This is a genomic window from Isoptericola sp. NPDC055063 (genome assembly GCF_053608125.1).
In genome coordinates this window covers 206,211-221,872 of the sequence record NZ_JBSGUW010000010.1, presented here as the reverse complement: position 1 = coordinate 221,872, position 15,662 = coordinate 206,211, and the positions used below count along the sequence as shown (strand labels likewise).

General features: G+C 75.9%; 14 protein-coding genes and 1 pseudogene. 4 read left to right on the top strand and 11 right to left on the bottom strand.

Annotation, left to right across the window (positions count from 1 at the left end; translation table 11 throughout):
* A pseudogene (locus tag ACWF41_RS14200) lies at positions 1-624 on the top strand (hypothetical protein); the annotation flags it as partial.
* A 111-nt stretch (positions 625-735) separates the two neighbouring features.
* On the opposite strand, the gene nadD reads toward ACWF41_RS14200, so the two are convergent.
* The 9 genes from nadD to ACWF41_RS14155 all read right to left on the bottom strand — a co-directional run bounded on the left by nadD (position 736) and on the right by ACWF41_RS14155 (position 8,362).
* Positions 736-1,353: a nicotinate-nucleotide adenylyltransferase gene (gene nadD, locus ACWF41_RS14195; RefSeq protein WP_380314883.1), complete on the bottom strand. Its 618-nt coding sequence runs from the start codon at positions 1,351-1,353 to the stop codon at positions 736-738.
* 19 nt (positions 1,354-1,372) lie between these two features.
* Positions 1,373-1,522 carry a hypothetical protein gene (locus tag ACWF41_RS14190; protein ID WP_380314886.1) on the bottom strand — a complete coding sequence of 50 codons (150 nt, stop codon included), beginning with the start codon at positions 1,520-1,522 and terminating at the stop codon, positions 1,373-1,375.
* 53 nt (positions 1,523-1,575) lie between these two features.
* Positions 1,576-2,901 carry a glutamate-5-semialdehyde dehydrogenase gene (locus tag ACWF41_RS14185; protein WP_380314889.1) on the bottom strand — a complete coding sequence of 442 codons (1,326 nt, stop codon included), beginning with the start codon at positions 2,899-2,901 and terminating at the stop codon, positions 1,576-1,578.
* 43 nt (positions 2,902-2,944) lie between these two features.
* On the bottom strand, positions 2,945-4,402 hold the full coding sequence (locus ACWF41_RS14180; RefSeq protein WP_380314892.1) for an alpha/beta hydrolase family protein: 1,458 nt from the start codon (positions 4,400-4,402) through the stop codon (positions 2,945-2,947).
* An 83-nt stretch (positions 4,403-4,485) separates the two neighbouring features.
* Positions 4,486-5,616, bottom strand: a complete 1,131-nt coding sequence (gene proB / locus ACWF41_RS14175) for a glutamate 5-kinase (protein WP_380314895.1) — start codon at positions 5,614-5,616, stop codon at positions 4,486-4,488.
* 25 nt (positions 5,617-5,641) lie between these two features.
* On the bottom strand, positions 5,642-7,159 hold the full coding sequence (obgE, locus tag ACWF41_RS14170; RefSeq protein ID WP_380314898.1) for a GTPase ObgE: 1,518 nt from the start codon (positions 7,157-7,159) through the stop codon (positions 5,642-5,644).
* Between the two features lie 95 nt (positions 7,160-7,254).
* The gene (rpmA, locus tag ACWF41_RS14165) at positions 7,255-7,512 is read right to left on the bottom strand and encodes a 50S ribosomal protein L27 (protein WP_079574743.1); all 258 of its coding nucleotides are present in this window, start codon (positions 7,510-7,512) and stop codon (positions 7,255-7,257) included.
* 84 nt (positions 7,513-7,596) lie between these two features.
* Entirely contained in the window at positions 7,597-7,905 is a 309-nt protein-coding gene (gene rplU, locus ACWF41_RS14160) for a 50S ribosomal protein L21 (protein ID WP_380315082.1), read from the bottom strand.
* Between the two features lie 247 nt (positions 7,906-8,152).
* Positions 8,153-8,362: a dodecin family protein gene (locus tag ACWF41_RS14155; protein ID WP_380314901.1), complete on the bottom strand. Its 210-nt coding sequence runs from the start codon at positions 8,360-8,362 to the stop codon at positions 8,153-8,155.
* A gap of 113 nt (positions 8,363-8,475) precedes the next feature.
* On the opposite strand from ACWF41_RS14155, the gene ACWF41_RS14150 reads away from it, so the two are divergent.
* The 3 genes from ACWF41_RS14150 (at position 8,476) to ACWF41_RS14140 (ending at position 11,183) form a co-directional block, all read left to right on the top strand.
* Positions 8,476-9,093: a protein-L-isoaspartate O-methyltransferase family protein gene (locus ACWF41_RS14150; RefSeq protein WP_380314904.1), complete on the top strand. Its 618-nt coding sequence runs from the start codon at positions 8,476-8,478 to the stop codon at positions 9,091-9,093.
* A 33-nt stretch (positions 9,094-9,126) separates the two neighbouring features.
* Complete coding sequence (locus tag ACWF41_RS14145; RefSeq protein WP_380314907.1) at positions 9,127-9,987, top strand: inositol monophosphatase family protein; 861 nt, start codon at positions 9,127-9,129, stop codon at positions 9,985-9,987.
* Between the two features lie 92 nt (positions 9,988-10,079).
* Entirely contained in the window at positions 10,080-11,183 is a 1,104-nt protein-coding gene (locus ACWF41_RS14140) for a fatty acid desaturase family protein (RefSeq protein WP_380314910.1), read from the top strand.
* Positions 11,184-11,218: 35 nt separating this feature from the next.
* On the opposite strand, the gene ACWF41_RS14135 is transcribed toward ACWF41_RS14140, so the two are convergent.
* Entirely contained in the window at positions 11,219-11,791 is a 573-nt protein-coding gene (locus tag ACWF41_RS14135; RefSeq protein ID WP_380314913.1) for a thymidine kinase, read from the bottom strand.
* Positions 11,792-11,898: 107 nt separating this feature from the next.
* On the bottom strand, positions 11,899-15,516 hold the full coding sequence (locus ACWF41_RS14130; protein WP_380314916.1) for an Rne/Rng family ribonuclease: 3,618 nt from the start codon (positions 15,514-15,516) through the stop codon (positions 11,899-11,901).
* Positions 15,517-15,662 lie beyond the last annotated feature (146 nt).

The following is a 15,662-nucleotide window of genomic DNA, read 5'->3' as shown; positions in this document are numbered from 1 at the left end:
GCCCAGGGCAGCGGTGGGGGCGTCGACGAGGCAGGCGCGCTCGCGGGCGCCGCCGGCGCGGCGGCACGGGCGGAGGGCGCGGCGCTCGGGGCCGACGTCGCGCCGAACGGCGAGTCCGAGCCTGCGCTCGACCCCGTGGTCGCGAACGGCGACCGGCGCGCCGGGCCGTCGGGGCGTGGAGCCACCGAGGCGGGCGGCGTCGCCGCGGGCGGCGCGGCGCTCGCCGGGGCGGACAGGGGCGGCAGCGTCATGCCGGTCGGGGCGGGAGACGGTGCCGCCGACGGCGCGCCGAGGTCGCGACGTGCGGAGGTGCGCACGGGGGCCGCCGGGGCGCTCGGCGCGGCGGGCCGGGCCACCGGGGCGGGTGCGACCGCGCGGGACATCTCCCCCGTGGGGCGCTGGATCGGGGCCAGACGACCCGTCTCGTCCAGGCCGCGGACGCCGGCCGAGGCCGACGGCGGGCGCACCATCGGCGCCGGGGCGGGCGCGGGCGCGGGGCTCTGCTCGCGCAGCGACCGGCGCGACGGAGCGCTCGCCGGCGGAGCGGCGAACCGCGACGCCGGGGCGCCGCCCGTCGACCCGGCGGGCGGGCCGAACGGAGACGGCGCGGCGGGGCGCCCGTAGTCCGGGCCGGCCGCGGGCGGGGCTGCGGGGGCAGGGGCGGCCTGCGCGGCGGCGGCGGCCTGCTCCCGCTCGCGGATCTCGCGACGGGTCAGCGGGCGGGACGGGTTGTTGTCACTCATCGAGACCTCGATACAGACCGTGCTTGGCGATGTACTGGACCACGCCGTCCGGCACCAGGTACCACACCGGTTGACCGGCCTGCGCCCGGCGACGGCAGTCGCTCGACGAGATCGCCAGCGCCGGGACCTCCAGCGTCGTGACCCCGTCGTGGGGCAGCCCGTCGACCGTGAGCTGGTGCCCCGGCCGCGTGACAGCCACGAAGTGTGCCATCTCCCACAGGTGGGCGGCATCCTTCCAGGTGAGGATCTGCTCGATCGCGTCGGCGCCGCTGATGAAGAACAGGTCGGCGTCGGGGCGTTCGTCGCGCAGGTCCCGCAACGTGTCGACGGTGTACGTGAGCCCGGGGCGGTCGATGTCCACCCGGCTCACGGTGAAGCGCGGGTTCGACGCCGTCGCGATCACCGTCATGAGGTAGCGGTGCTCCGCCTCGGTGACGTGCTGGTGCTGCTTGAAGGTCGGCTTGCCCGTGGGGACGAAGACGACCTCGTCGAGATCCAGCAACGCCGCCGCCTCGCTGGCGGCGACCAGGTGCCCGTGGTGGATGGGGTCGAACGTGCCGCCCATCACGCCCAGGCGCGGACGGCGCGGCTGCGACGACGGCTCGTTCACGCTGGCCGGACGGCGGTCGTCAGTGGCGGTTGGACACGTTGCGGAAGGCGTACGTCACCACGAGCGCGGCGACCAGGCCACCGAACGCGAGGAGACCCATCGCGATCGGGGAGATGGTCTCGGCGTGCTCGGCGGCCTCCTGGGCCACCTGGACGGCGGTGTGCAGCACGGGTTCCTCCTGTGTGCGGTCGTGGACTGCGGGTGCGGTCGGGGGTCAGTCTCTCACGCGGGCCGGACGTGCCCGTCGCCGTGCACCACCCACTTGGTGGTGGTCAGCTCGGCCAGGCCCATCGGGCCGCGGGCGTGCAGCTTCTGCGTCGAGATGCCGATCTCGGCGCCCAGGCCGAGCTGGCCGCCGTCGGTGAAGCGGGTCGAGGCGTTCACCATCACCGCGGCCGAGTCCACCTCCGCGACGAACCGCTCGGACGCGGCGAGGTCGCGGGTGAGGATCGCCTCGGTGTGCCCGGACGACCAGGTGCGGATGTGCTCGATCGCCTCGTCGAGCGAGCCGACCACGCGCACCGCGAGCTCGAGCGCCAGGTACTCGGTGGCCCAGTCGGTGTCGGTCGCCGGGAGCACCTCGACGCCGGCGGGGGCGAGGGCGGCGGCGCCGGCGTCGCCGTGCAGTACCACCCCGGCGCCGGCGAGGGCGGCCAGGGCGGCCGGCAGGAACGCCTCGGCGGCGTCGGCGTGCACCAGCAGCGTCTCGGCGGCGTTGCAGACGCCGACGCGCTGCGTCTTGGCGTTCAGGACGATCTCGACGGCCTGCGCGACGTCGGCCGTCGCGTCCACGTACACGTGCACGTTGCCGACGCCGGTCTCGATGACGGGCACCGTCGAGGACTCCACGACCGTGCGGATGAGGTCCGCCCCGCCGCGCGGCACCAGCACGTCCACCAGCCCGCGCGCCTGCATGAGCGCCACGCCGCCCGGCCGGCCGTACGCGTCGATCGTCTGCACGAGGTCGGCGGGCAGGCCCTGGGCCTCCAGCGCCGCGCGCAGCACGTCCACGATCACCGCGTTGGACGACGACGCCGCGCTGCCGCCGCGCAGGATCACGGCGTTGCCGGACTTCAGCGCGAGGCCGGCGGCGTCCACCGTGACGTTGGGCCGGGCCTCGTAGATCATCCCGACCACGCCCATCGGCACGCGCAGCTGGCGCAGCCGCAGACCGTTCGGCAGGGTCTGGCCGCGCACGACCTCACCCACGGGGTCCGGCAGCGCCGCGAGCTCGCGCAGGGCGTCCGCGATGGCGCCCACGCGCTCGGGGGTGAGCGCCAGCCGGTCGAGCAGCCCGTCGGCGAGCCCGCGCTCCCGGCCCCGGGTGAGGTCGTCGGCGTTGGCGGCGACGATCCGGTCGGCGGCGTCCTCGAGCGCCGCGGCCAGCGCGCGCAGCGCGGCGTCCTTGGTGGCCCGGTCCGCCGTCGCGAGCGTCCGCGACGCGACCTTGGCGCGCCGCGCGACCTCGTGCACGGCGGAGGTCACGTCGGCGGCCTCGTCAGCACCATGGCCGCTGCCGGCGGCCTGCTCGGGGAGGGTCGTGGTCATCCCCCGAGGGTACGACGCGCGGTCCGCCGCGAGGAGCCCCCTCTCACCAGGAGGGACGGGGCGCGCGCGGGGGCACGAACCGCGTGAACGCGGGCGCGTGGTCGAAGGTCTGCAGCGTCACGACCTCGAAGGTCGCCCGGTAGTCCGGGCCCAGCGCGTCGGCCGCACCGTTCAGCTGCCGCGGGGCGAGCGAGGGCCACCGCCCGCTGTCGATCCGGCGCTCCAGGGTGCGCAGCGCCACGAGCTCCTCGCCCAGGCTGACCGACAGGTGCGCGCCGCGCTCGACGTACAGGCTGCGGAGGTTGCCGGGGTCGCCCACCTCCCGCACCCGCTGCGCGAAGGACCGCTCCCCCGACGGCGGGGCGCCGCCGTCGCCCGTCGTGTGCAGGGTGAGGACCGGCGACGGCGTCGTGCCCTCCGGACGGTGGGAGATCATCGCCGCGCGGGCGGACGCGTCCGCCACGATCGGGTCGGCCGCCTCCAGGGCGGCCAGGTCGGCGCGCAGGTCCAGGCCCGCCGCGGCGTACGCGGCCCGTACCCCGGCGCCGTCCCCGGACCGCGCGAGGCGCGCCCGCAGGCGGGTGAGGTCGGTGCTGCTGGGGTTGCCGCCCAGCGTGGCCTCGAGGTGCACGCGCGCCGTGGGCCCGAGCCCCAACGTGTACGCACCGATCAGCCACTGCGCCTGACCGCGGGCCCACGCCTCGGCGTCCGCGGGGCGCGGCTCGTTCATCCAGTACCACCCGGTGACCGTGTTGAGCGAGGCGATGAGGGAGATCCTCGCGCGCCCCTCAGGAGTCTCCGCGGCCGCGGTGAGCGCGGCCACCAGCGCGTCGCGGCTGGCCTGCGGGTCGGCTGCGTCGACGAGCTCGATCGGGCTCCCGTGGGCGTCGGTGCCGTCGGTGAGCAGCACGCGGGTCGCGAGGTTCATGTCGAGGATCGCGTCGAGCTGCCCCACCCAGTCGATGACGCCGCCGACGGTGAGCACCCCGTCGATCCGGTCGGGCTCGGCCTCGGCGTGCTTCACCGCCGTGACGGCGCCCATCGACTGCCCGTAGGTGATGGTGCGGTCCGGCTCCCCGACGTGCGCGGTGAACCAGTCCAGGAGGCGCGACTGGTCGGCCACCGCCGTCGGCACGGTGAAGTCCAGCCCGCCGCCCTGGAAGAGCGAGGCCGCCACGGCGTACCCCTGGTCCGTGAGCGTCTGCTCGCTCAGCTCCTGGTTGCCCAGCAGGTGCGGCACCGGGAAGCCGCCGAAGAACTCCGACGGGTAGTGCCCGTGGCTGAACATCACGAGCGTGCCGTTCCAGTCGCGCGGGACCAGCACGCGGTAGCGGGCGCCCGCGAGCTCCCCCGTGTACTCGGTCGGTGGAGCCGCGGCCGGCGCCGCCGCGGGGGACGGGCGGGGCGCCGCCGACGCCGGGGCGACGGCGAGGACCAGCGCCGTACCGGCGGCGGTGACCAGGGAGGTGACGAGCGCGAGGACGGGGTGCGGGCGACGCATGGGGGCCTCCTGGGGCGGGGGCGCGCGTCGCGCGCCGCTGCCCCTACCGACGCCCGCGACGCGCCGAACTCATCGCCGCGTCGTCAGCGCCGGTGCTCCAGCACGAGGTCGTCGCGGTGCACGACCTCCCGGTCGTAGCCCTCCCCCAGCTCGGCGCGCAGGTCGAAGGTCGACCGGCCGAGCAGGCCGGGCAGCTCGCCCGAGTCGAACGCCACGAGGCCGCGCGCGAGCACGACGTCGTCGGGCCCGACCAGCTCCACGGGATCGCCTGCCTCGAAGGTCCCCTCGACGCGCGTGACGCCCGCGGGCAGCAGGGACGCCCGGCCGCCCAGGACGGCGCGGGCCGCTCCGGCGTCCAGGTGCAGGCGGCCGTGGGACTGCGCCGCGTGCGCGATCCACAGCCGCCGCGCCGTCGTGCGGCGGCCGGTCACCTCGAAGAACGTGCCCACGTCCTCGCCCGCCAGCGCGGCGGCGACGTGCGTCGCGCTGGTGAGGACGACCGGCACGCCGGCGCCGGTCGCGATCCGCGCCGACTCCAGCTTGGTGACCATGCCACCCGTGCCGACGGCGCTGCCGCGCGCGGTGACCTCGACCCCGGCCAGGTCGGCGAGGTCGGCCACGTGCGCGATGCGCCGGGCGCCGGGCCGCGACGGCGGGGCGTCGTGCAGCCCGTCGACGTCGGTGAGCAGCACCATCGCGTCGGCCCGCACGAGGTGGGAGACCAGCGCGGCCAGGCGGTCGTTGTCGCCGAACGTCAGCTCGTCCGTCGTGACCGCGTCGTTCTCGTTCACGACGGGCACGACGCCGAGCGCCAGCAGGCGCTCCAGCGACCGCTGCGCGTTGCGGTACCGCGACCGCCGCACCGTGTCCTCCGCGGTGAGCAGCACCTGCCCCATCTGCAGGCCGTGCGCGGAGAACGCCTCGGTGTACCGGGCGACGAGCTGCCCCTGGCCCAGCATGGCCGCCGCCTGCATCGTCGCGACGTCGCGGGGCCGGGCGCTGAGCCCGAGCGGGCCGATGCCGGCCGCGATCGCGCCCGAGGAGACGAGCACGACCTGCCCGCCGTCCGCCACCCGCGCGGCCAGCACGTCGACCAGGGCGCGCAGCGCGCCGAGGTCGAGCCGGCCGTCCGGCCCGGTGAGCGACGACGACCCGATCTTCACGACGATCCGGTGTGCCGTGGGCAGGCTGGCGCGAGAGAGGGCGGCGTTCACCCCGGCATTCTCGCCGGAACCGCGGTCAGGCGTCGTCGGGGTCCGTCCAGTGACCCGACTCGCGCTCCGTCCACAGCTCGCGGCGCGCCTCGGTCTTGGCGTCCATCCGCTCCTGGTGCTCGCGGCGCTTCTCGCCACGGGTCGGGCGGGCGCTCTCGTCGAGGCGCAGGTCGGTGCCGCGCGCGCCCAGCAGCTCGGGGCCGGTGGTGAGCGTGGGCTCCCAGTCGAAGACGACGGCGTTCGTCGGGTCGCCGATGCGCACCTCGTCGCCGGCGACCGCGCCGGCCTTGAGGAGCTTGTCCTCGACCCCGAGCTTGGCGAGCCGGTCCGCGAGGAAGCCGACGGCCTCGTCGTTGTTGAAGTCGGTCTGGCGCACCCAGCGCTCGGGCTTGGACCCGCGCACCTCGTAGTAGACGCCCTCGTGCTCCCGCTTCCGGGTGACGGTGAACCCGGCCTCGTCGACCGCCCTCGGACGCAGCACGACCCGGGTCGGCTCGGGCGCGGGGGCGGCCGCGCGGGCGCGCTCCACGAGCTCGCCGAGCGCGAAGGTCAGCGGCCGCAGGCCCTCGTGGCTCGCCGTCGACACCTCGAAGACGCGCAGCCCGCGCGCCTCCAGCTCCGGGCGCACCAGCTCGGCGAGCTCGCGCGCCTCGGGGACGTCGATCTTGTTGAGGACCACGAGCCGCGGGCGCTCGGTGAGCGGCACCCGTCCGCCCTCGATCCCGAGGTCACCGGCGTACGCGGCGAGCTCGGCCTCGATGACGTCCAGGTCGCTCAGCGGGTCGCGGCCCGGCTCGAGGGTGGCGCAGTCCAGCACGTGCACCAGCACGGCGGTGCGCTCGACGTGGCGCAGGAACTCCAGGCCGAGGCCCTTGCCCTCGCTCGCGCCGGGGATCAGCCCCGGCACGTCGGCCACCGTGTAGCGGGTCTCCCCCGCCTGCACGACGCCGAGGTTCGGCACGAGCGTGGTGAACGGGTAGTCGGCGATCTTGGGCCGCGCGGCGGAGATCGCCGCGACCAGCGACGACTTGCCCGCGCTCGGGTACCCGACGAGCGCGACGTCGGCGATCGTCTTGAGCTCGAGGACGACCTCGCGCTCCTCGCCCGGCTCGCCGAGCAGCGCGAAGCCCGGCGCCTTGCGCTTCGGGGAGGCGAGGGCGCGGTTGCCGAGCCCGCCGCGGCCGCCCTGCGCGACGACGTACTCCGCGCCGGCCCCGACCAGGTCGGCCAAGACGTTGCCTTCGCGGTCCTTGACGACGGTGCCGTCCGGCACGCCCAGCACGAGGTCGCTCCCGTTGGCGCCGTCGCGGTCGTCGCCCATGCCCTGGGTGCCGTTCGTCGCGCGGCGGTGCGGCGAGTGGTGGTACTCCAGCAGCGTCGTGGTCTGCGGGTCGACGACGAGGCGCACGGTGCCGCCGTCGCCCCCGTTGCCGCCGTCGGGGCCCGCGAGGGGCTTGAACTTCTCGCGGCGGATCGACGCGACGCCGTGGCCGCCGTCACCGCCCACGGCGTGCAGCACCACGCGATCGACGAAGCTGGCCATGGTCAGATCCTCTCAGGCAAAGCGACGAGGGGCGCACCGCGACGGTGCGCCCCTCGTCGTCGACTCGGATGGGAGTCGAGGAAGTGTGTTGCGGCTCAGACCTCGGCCGCGACGATGTCGATGACCTTGCGGCCACGACGCGTCGCGAAGGCGACCGAGCCGGCGGTCAGCGCGAACAGCGTGTCGTCGCCGCCACGGCCGACGTTCTCGCCGGGGTGGAAGTGGGTGCCGCGCTGGCGGACGATGATCTCGCCGGCCTTGACGACCTGGCCGCCGTAGCGCTTCACGCCGAGGCGCTGCGAGTTCGAGTCACGACCGTTGCGCGAGGAGCTCGCGCCCTTCTTGTGTGCCATCTGTCAGACCTGCTTTCTGCGAAGAACGAGGGAATCAGTGCCGCGGGCCGTGCTGCGGGGTGTCGCGCTCGGCCCGGGGGTGAGTCACTTGATGCCGGTGACCTTGAGGCGGGTCAGCGACTGGCGGTGACCCTGGCGCTTGCGGTAGCCGGTCTTGTTCTTGTACTTGAGGATCGTGATCTTCGGGCCCTTCTCGTCCCGCACGACCTCAGCCGTGACCTTGACCTTCGCCAGCTTCGCGGCGTCGGTGGTCACCTTCTCCCCGTCCACCAGAAGCAGAGCGGGCAGCTCCACCGTGTCACCGGCCTGGGCCTTGAGGCGGTCCATGACGACGATGTCCCCGACGGACACCTTCTCCTGACGGCCACCGGCCTTGACGATCGCGTACACCACGTTGCTGCTCATCTCTCCTGGTCTGGGCATGCCGCACGACGTTCTTCACCGACTTGGTCTGCAACTCGGCCCGCCGCGGCGGTCGAGTGCGGTGCGTCCTGGGCACACGGGACTGGCACACCAGAGGCGCGCCGACGTCCAAGACTACGCGAGGGAGCCGAAGGGTTCAAACCTCCGGCGGGCGCGCAGGGCGTGACGTCGCCCACCGCCGGGCGGCGGCGGGCGCGCCGTACAGGCCGGGGAGCCCTCAGTCGTCGAGGACGAACGTCACCTGCATGTCCACCTGCCACGCGACGACGGCGCCGTCGGACACCTCGATCTTCTGCTCCTTGACCCAGGCGCCGGTGATGTTGCGGACCGTCCGGCCGGCGCGCTCGAGGCCGACGCGGATCGCGTCCTCGAAGCTCGTGTCCGAGCGGGCGGTGATCTCCGTGACGCGTGCGACCGTCCCTGCCATGCCGTCCTCCGATCTCCGGGGCCGGCGACGGGGTGCCGGCCGGTCCCTCGATCGTCACGCCCTGCCGGCTCGCTCGCCCGGTGTCCGGGCGGCGCCGGAGTGACGATGGGGGGATGGCCGGACGCACGGGACCTGCCGACCTGCCGACGGGCGCGGGAGGGGTCGACGACGCGGTCGCCGACGCGCTGCGCGACGTCGACCGGCGCGGCTTCCTGCCCCGCGCCGCGGCGCGCTGGTCCGCCGCCGACCGGCCCCTCGAGATCGGGCACGGGCAGACCTGCTCGCAGCCGTCGACCGTCGCGGCGATGCTGCGCCTGCTGGCCGTGCCCGCCGGCGCGCGGGTGCTGGACGTGGGGGCGGGCTCCGGCTGGACGACGGCGCTCCTCGCCCGGCTGGTCGGGCCGGAGGGCACGGTGCTCGGCCTGGAGCGCCACCCCGACCTGGCCGCGCGCGCGTCGGGTGCCGTGCGGCGCACCGGCATGACCTGGGCGCACGTCGTCCACGCCACGCCCGGCGTCCTCGGGGCGCCCCGGGACGGCGGCTGGGACCGCGTGCTCGTCTCCGCCGCGGCCACCCGGCTGCCGGACGAGCTGGTCGACCAGGTGGCGCCAGGCGGCCGCATGGTGATCCCCGTACGGCACGTCATGGTGCTCGTGACGCGCGACGACGACGGCAGGGTCCGCACGTCCGAGCACGGCACGTACTCCTTCGTCCCCCTGGTCGAGGACTGAGGGACTGCGGCGGGGCGTGCCAGGATGCCGCACGTGACGCACCCCACGGACGCTCCCCCGACCTCGCCCGCGCCCGAGCCCCCACCCGAGCCCCGCCCGTCCGACGTGGAGGTCGCGATCGCCGCCGCCCTCCGCGGCGCCGCGGAGGTCGCCGCCGCGTTCGGCCGCCCCGTGACGCGGCACGCGAAGTCCGCGCTGGACTTCGCCACGGACACGGACGTCGCCGCCGAGCGGGCGGTCCGCGAGGTGCTGGCGGACGCGCGCCCGGACGACGCCGTCGTCGGCGAGGAGCTCGGCACGTCCGGCGGGGACGCGCCGCGGCGCTGGTACGTCGACCCGCTGTGCGGCACCCTCAACTTCGCCGCCGGGGTCCCGTCCTTCGGCGTCAACGTGGCGCTCGCCGAGCAGCAGGACGGCACCGAGCGCGTCGCCGCGGCGGCCGTCGCCGACCCGCTCACCGGCGAGGTGCTGTGGACCGACGGGGCCCGCGCGTGCCGCCGCGCGCCGGGCACGGGCGCCGACACCGACCTCTCCCCCACCCCGGTGACGCGGCTGGTCAACGTGGACGTCGACAACGGCGGCGCGGCCCCCGGCCTCGTCGCGGACGAGGCCGTGCGCGCGGCGTTCGCCGTCCGCGTGGCGTCGACGTCCCTCGCCCTCGCCTGGGTGGCCGCCGGGCGCCAGGCCGCGTACGTGACGGGCGCGCACGTCGACGGCAGCGTGCACTTCCTGCCGGGCGTCGCACTGTGCGAGGCGGCCGGGTGCGTCGTCACCGACCTCGACGGCGGGCAGGTCCGCGGGGGGCGCGGGATCGTCGCCGCCGCGGACGCCGCGACGTCGGCCGCGGTCCTCGCGCGGGTCCGGGCGGTCGGGGGGACATCCCCCTTGTCCTGAACCTACGGTTCCGTAGGCTCGAGGCATCCGCACGACGGAGCATCCGCTCACCCCTCGGCTGGGAAGTCGACCCCGACCCCTGCGAGGCACGCATGCCCCCAGTCGTCCCGGCCGTCCGTCAGGCCCCGTCCACCGCTCGCGGCGGTCAGGCCGCCCGGTTCACCGGCACGTACGCCACCCTGTCGAAGGAGGTCCGCGACGCGGGGCTGCTGCGCCGCGCCTACGGCTACTACCTCGGCGTCGCCGTCGCGCTCGCCGTCGCGCTCGGCGGGCTCGTGACGGGGTTCGTCCTCCTGGGCGACTCCTGGTTGCAGCTCCTGGTCGCCGGCGGCCTCGGCCTCGTCCTCACGCAGCTGGCCTTCCTCACGCACGAGACCGCGCACCGCCAGGTGTTCGCGTCCGGACCGCTCAACGACCGCGTCGGGCGGCTGCTGGCGAACGCCGTCGTCGGGATCAGCTACTCCTGGTGGATGACGAAGCACACGCGCCACCACGCGAACCCGAACCACGTGGGCAAGGACCCCGACGTGGCGCCCGGCGTCATCTCCTTCACCGAGGAGGCGGCCGCCGACCACCACGGGTTCCTCGGCGCCATCACCCGCCGCCAGGGCTGGCTGTTCTTCCCGCTGCTCACGCTCGAGGGGCTCAACCTGCACGTCACCGCCGTGCGGTCGCTGCTGACCGGGCCGCCCGAGACGCGCGCGGCCCGCCGGCGCGAGCTGGTCACCATCGTGGCGCGGCTGACCCTCTACGTGGCGGTGATCTTCTGGTGGCTGCCGATCGGGCTCGGGCTCGCCTTCCTGGGCGTGCAGCTCGCCGTGTTCGGCGTCTACATGGGCGCGACCTTCGCCCCCAACCACAAGGGCATGACGATGATCCCGCCGGGCAGCCGGATCGACTTCCTGTCGAAGCAGGTGTTGACGTCGCGCAACGTGCGCGGCGGCGCCTGGATGAGCGTCCTCATGGGCGGGCTCAACCTCCAGGTCGAGCACCACCTGTTCCCGAGCATGCCGCGCCCCCACCTGGCGCGGGCCCGGCTCATCGTGCGCGAGCACTGTGCCCGCCTCGGGATGCCGTACACCGAGACCACGCTGCTGCGCTCCTACGCGATCGTCGTGCGGTACCTCAACGAGGTCGGCCTCGCCGCGCGGGACCCGTTCGACTGCCCGCTGCGCCAGCGGCTCGGGCGCGGCTGACAACCCGGCACCCGAGCCCGGCACCCGGCCGGCGGTCAGGCGGCGCGGTGCCGCCGGCAGCGCGCCTCGTACGACTCGGAGCCGCCTACGTGGCCCGACGTCGGGGACAGCGCATCATCGTCCGCCGGCGCCAGCTCGAGGCGGACGTGGTACGCCGCGTCGCGCCCGCAGACCGCGCACACCGCGGTCAGCTTCGTGACCTGCTCGGCCACCGCCATCAGCGCGGGCAGCGGCGCGAACGGCCGGCCGTCGAACGTCACCGACAGCCCCGCCACCACCACGACGAGGCCGGCGTCCGCCAGCGCCGTGACGACGTCCACCAGCTCCGGGCCGAAGAACTGCGCCTCGTCCACCGCCACCAGCTCGGTGCCGGCCTCCACGAGCCCGGGGACCTCCTGCGCGGATCGCACGCTGCGCGACGGCACCTCCAGCCCCGAGTGGGACGCCACCCGGCCGGGGCCGCTGCGCGTGTCCAGCGCGTGCGCGACGACGAGCACGCCGCGCCGCGCGACCTGCGCGCGGTGCACGCGGCGCACCAGCTCCTCCGTCTTGCCGGCGAACATCGGCCCGGCGATCACCTCGAGCCGCCCGCCGATCCCGTCGTCCATGGCCCGAGCATGGCACGCACTCCCGCCCGGCACGCGGGTACACGAAAGCCCGAGGCCGACGTCCGGTGACGTCGGCCTCGGGCCCTCGTGCCGGGCTCGCGGTCAGGTCACTCGCCGGTCACTCCCGGCGCAGCCTCCCCAGCAGCCGGCCGAGCAGCCCGGGGCGCTCCGGCTCCTTTGCGCGCCCGGCGGGGAGCCTTCTTCGCAGGCTTCTCGGCGGGGTCCGCCGTCGGCTCCGGCGCAGACGCCTCCGGCTTGCGCTCGGGCAGCTCGATGAGCGTCTCGGGCGCGACGGGCGTCACCACCGCGGCCTCGACCGGCTCGGGGAGCGTCAGCGGCGCGGGCGCGGGCTCGGGCGCCGCGGTCGGGTCCGCCGTACCGCCGTCCTTCGCCTCGTGCTCGTGCTCGTGGGCGTGGGCCGCCGCGGCCGCGATCGTGGCGAGCGTGGCCTTGACCGCCTCGCGCGCCTCGGACCGGTCCTCGGGCAGCGTCGGCACCTCGGCCGCCGGGGCCGGGGTCGCCGGCTCGGCCTGCTTGCCGCCGCGCTTGCGGCGCGAGCGCTTGGCGCCCTCGCCCTGGTCGGCGTCGCTGTGCTGGTGCGGCGCGCCGCCCTTCTCGATGGGCTCGCTGTGCACGATGAAGCCGCGGCCCTTGCAGTGCTCGCAGGTCTCGGAGAACGCCTCGACCAGGCCCTGGCCCACGCGCTTGCGGGTCATCTGCACCAGACCGAGGGACGTCACCTCCGCCACCTGGTGCTTGGTGCGGTCGCGGCCCAGGCACTCGACCAGGCGGCGCAGCACGAGGTCGCGGTTCGACTCGAGCACCATGTCGATGAAGTCGATGACGACGATGCCGCCGATGTCGCGCAGCCGCAGCTGGCGCACGATCTCCTCGGCCGCCTCGAGGTTGTTCCGCGTGACGGTCTCCTCGAGGGTGCCGCCGGCGCCGGTGAACTTGCCGGTGTTGACGTCGACGACCGTCATCGCCTCGGTGCGGTCGATGACCAGCGACCCGCCGGACGGCAGCCAGACCTTGCGGTCCATGCCCTTGGCGAGCTGCTCGTCCACGCGGTGCACGGCGAACACGTCGGTGTTCTCGGTCCACTTGGTGACGCGGTCGCGCAGGTCGGGAGCGAGCTCCTCGACGTACTGCGCGATCTCGTCCCACGCACCCTGGCCCTGGATCTGCAGCGACGAGAAGTCGTCGTTGAAGATGTCGCGCACCACGCGGATCGCGAGGTCCGGCTCGCCCTGCAGCAGCGCGGGGGCGCTGGCGGACGACGACTTCTTCTGGATCGCGGCCCACTGCGACTCGAGGCGCTCGACGTCGGCGCGCAGCTCGGCCTCGCTCGCCCCCTCGGCGGCGGTGCGCACGATGACGCCCGCGCCCTCGGGCACGACGTCGCGCAGGATCTTCTTGAGGCGGCTGCGCTCCGTGTCGGGGAGCTTGCGGCTGATGCCGGTCATGCCTCCGCCGGGCACGAAGACGAGGTAGCGGCCGGCGAGCGTGACCTGCGAGGTCAGGCGCGCGCCCTTGTGCCCGATCGGGTCCTTGGTGACCTGCACGAGCACGGAGTCGCCCGACTTCAGCGCCTCCTCGATGCGGCGCGGCTGGCCGCCCTCGAGGCCCGCGGCGTCCCAGTTGACCTCGCCGGCGTACAGCACGGCGTTGCGGCCCTTGCCGACGTCGACGAACGCGGCCTCCATGCTGGGCAGCACGTTCTGCACGCGCCCGAGGTAGACGTTGCCCACCATCGACGCCTGCGACTGCTGCGAGACGTAGTGCTCCACGAGCACGCCGTCCTCGAGCACGGCGATCTGCGTGCGGCCGTCGAGCTCGCGCACGACCATCGACCGCGTCACCGACTCGCGGCGCGCGAGGAACTCCGCCTCCGTGATGATCTGGCGGCGGCGGCCGGCGTCGCGGCCCTCGCGACGGCGCTGACGCTTCGCCTCGAGACGCGTGGAGCCCTTGAGCGCGGTGACCTCGTCGCGGTCGCGCGTGCGCGCCACCGCGGCCTCGGCCCGCTCCGCGCGGGTGCCCCGGCGACGGCGGCGACGGCGACGGCCCGACGCGGACTCGCCGCCCTCGTCCTCGGCGTCGTCCCGGTCGTCACCCTGCTCGTCGTCGTGGTCCTCGCCGTGCTCGTCCGTGCCCTCGTCGGCGGGACGCCCGGCGGCCTCGTCGTGCGGGCCGTCCTCCGCGTCCTCGTCGCCGTCGTGCTCGGCGCCGTCCTCGGGACGACGCCCGCCGCGGCGGCCACGGCCACCCCGGCGCCGGCGGCGGCGCGGACGGATCTCGTCGTCCTCGCCGTCCTCGTCACTCAGGTCCTCCGGGCCCAGGTCGACGAGCTCGACGCCCTCGGCGACGAGCTCGGACTCGATGACGCCGACCTCCTCGACCGCGGCGGCCTCGTCGTCCGTGAGCTCGACGGCGGGCGCCTCGGCCTCCACGACCGACGGCGCCTCGTCGACGGCCGGCACCTGCGCGACCGGCTCCTGCTCGGAGGCCGTCTGCGCGAGCTGCTCCTGGGCAGCCTGGTCCTGGACGGCCTGCTCCTGCGCCGCTGCCGGCTGCGCCGCCTTCGACGGGCGGGTGGCGCGGCGGGACCGCGAGCGCGTCGCCGGGGCCTTCGGGGCCTCGGTCGCCGGCTCCGTCGTCGCCTCGGCGGGCGCGGCAGCGTCCGCGGGCGCAGCAGCCTCGGCGGGCGCGGCGGTCACCCGCGACGCGAACGAGGGCGCGGCCGGCTCGTCGTGCGGGCGCGGCGGCCCGGCGGGGGCCTGCGCGCGGCGCGCGCGGCGGCCGGAGAGGTCCGGCGCCTGGAACAGCACGGCCGTCGTCGCGAGGCGCGGGGTCACCGACCCGCCGCCCCGGGCGGCCGGGGACCGCGGGGCCGTCGGTTCCTGCGCTGCGGGGGCGTCGGTCGCGGGAACGACCGCCTCAGGCGCGGTCTCCTCCGTCGCCGCCGGGGCGGCCTTCTTGCGGGTCCGCTTCGTGGTCTTCGCCGCGGGCTCCGTCGCCGCCTGCTCGGCAGGCTCCTTCTCGGTCGCCTTGGTCGCATCCGTGGTCTCGGCGGCCTTGGTGGTCCGGGTGGAGCCCTTCGCGCCGCCCTTGGCGGCGGACCTCGTGGCTCGCTTCGGCGCAGCGGGCTCGGCGGTCTCGGGCTCGGCGGCCGTCTGCTCGGCGGCCTCGGGCTCAGGGGCCCCGGCCGGCGTCGCCTCAGCCGTCTCGGTCACCTTCTTCGCGGCCGACCCCGTGGCGCGGCGCGCCCGGGTGCGGGTCTTGGCCGCGGGGGCCGGCTCGGCCGCGGACGCCGGCTCGGCCACCTCGGGCGCGGGCACCTCGGCCGGCGCCTCGACGGCGGGCGCCGGCTCGGCGGCGGGCTGGGCCTCGCGCTGGGCGCCGGTGGAGCGGGTGGCCCGGCGACGGGTGCGGGCGGGCTTCTGGGCGGCCTCGTCGCCCTCGCTGCGGCCGGTCGGGCCGTCCGGCAGCACGATGCCGGCCAGGCCGGCAGCCCCGGCCGTCGGGGCGGCGGGGGCGTCGTCGCGGGCGGCGGACCGCTCCGGCAGGACGAGGTCGGACAGCGAGGCGGCCGAGGCGGCCGGGGCGGCCGCCGTCGTCGCGGGCTGCTCGCCGGCCGCGGCCTTCGCGCCGCCGGCGGCGCGGGTCGCGCGGCGGCGGGCGGGCTTGCGGGCTGCGGCGTCGGTCGGGTTGTCGGACGTCACGGAAGGCGCTCCAGCTCCGGCGGCCCCGCCCCCACACGTGCGGACCACCGGTGGTCGTCGTCGGACGGCGGCGCTGCTCAGCGCACCGGCCGACGGAAGTCTCGGTTCCGGCTGCGGCACCGCGCTCTTCGCGGACGCCCGCCTCC

What these genes read in the sequence shown, in the direction of transcription:
- ACWF41_RS14185 (WP_380314889.1), bottom strand. Translation starts at nt 2,901, where the DNA reads ATGACCACGACCCTCCCCGAGCAGGCCGCCGGCAGCGGCCATGGTGCT.
- ACWF41_RS14180 (WP_380314892.1), bottom strand. Translation starts at nt 4,402, where the DNA reads ATGCGTCGCCCGCACCCCGTCCTCGCGCTCGTCACCTCCCTGGTCACC.
- obgE (WP_380314898.1), bottom strand. Translation starts at nt 7,159, where the DNA reads ATGGCCAGCTTCGTCGATCGCGTGGTGCTGCACGCCGTGGGCGGTGAC.
- rpmA (WP_079574743.1), bottom strand. Translation starts at nt 7,512, where the DNA reads ATGGCACACAAGAAGGGCGCGAGCTCCTCGCGCAACGGTCGTGACTCG.
- ACWF41_RS14155 (WP_380314901.1), bottom strand. Translation starts at nt 8,362, where the DNA reads ATGGCAGGGACGGTCGCACGCGTCACGGAGATCACCGCCCGCTCGGAC.
- ACWF41_RS14150 (WP_380314904.1), top strand. Translation starts at nt 8,476, where the DNA reads ATGGCCGGACGCACGGGACCTGCCGACCTGCCGACGGGCGCGGGAGGG.
- ACWF41_RS14140 (WP_380314910.1), top strand. Translation starts at nt 10,080, where the DNA reads ATGCCCCCAGTCGTCCCGGCCGTCCGTCAGGCCCCGTCCACCGCTCGC.
- ACWF41_RS14135 (WP_380314913.1), bottom strand. Translation starts at nt 11,791, where the DNA reads ATGGACGACGGGATCGGCGGGCGGCTCGAGGTGATCGCCGGGCCGATG.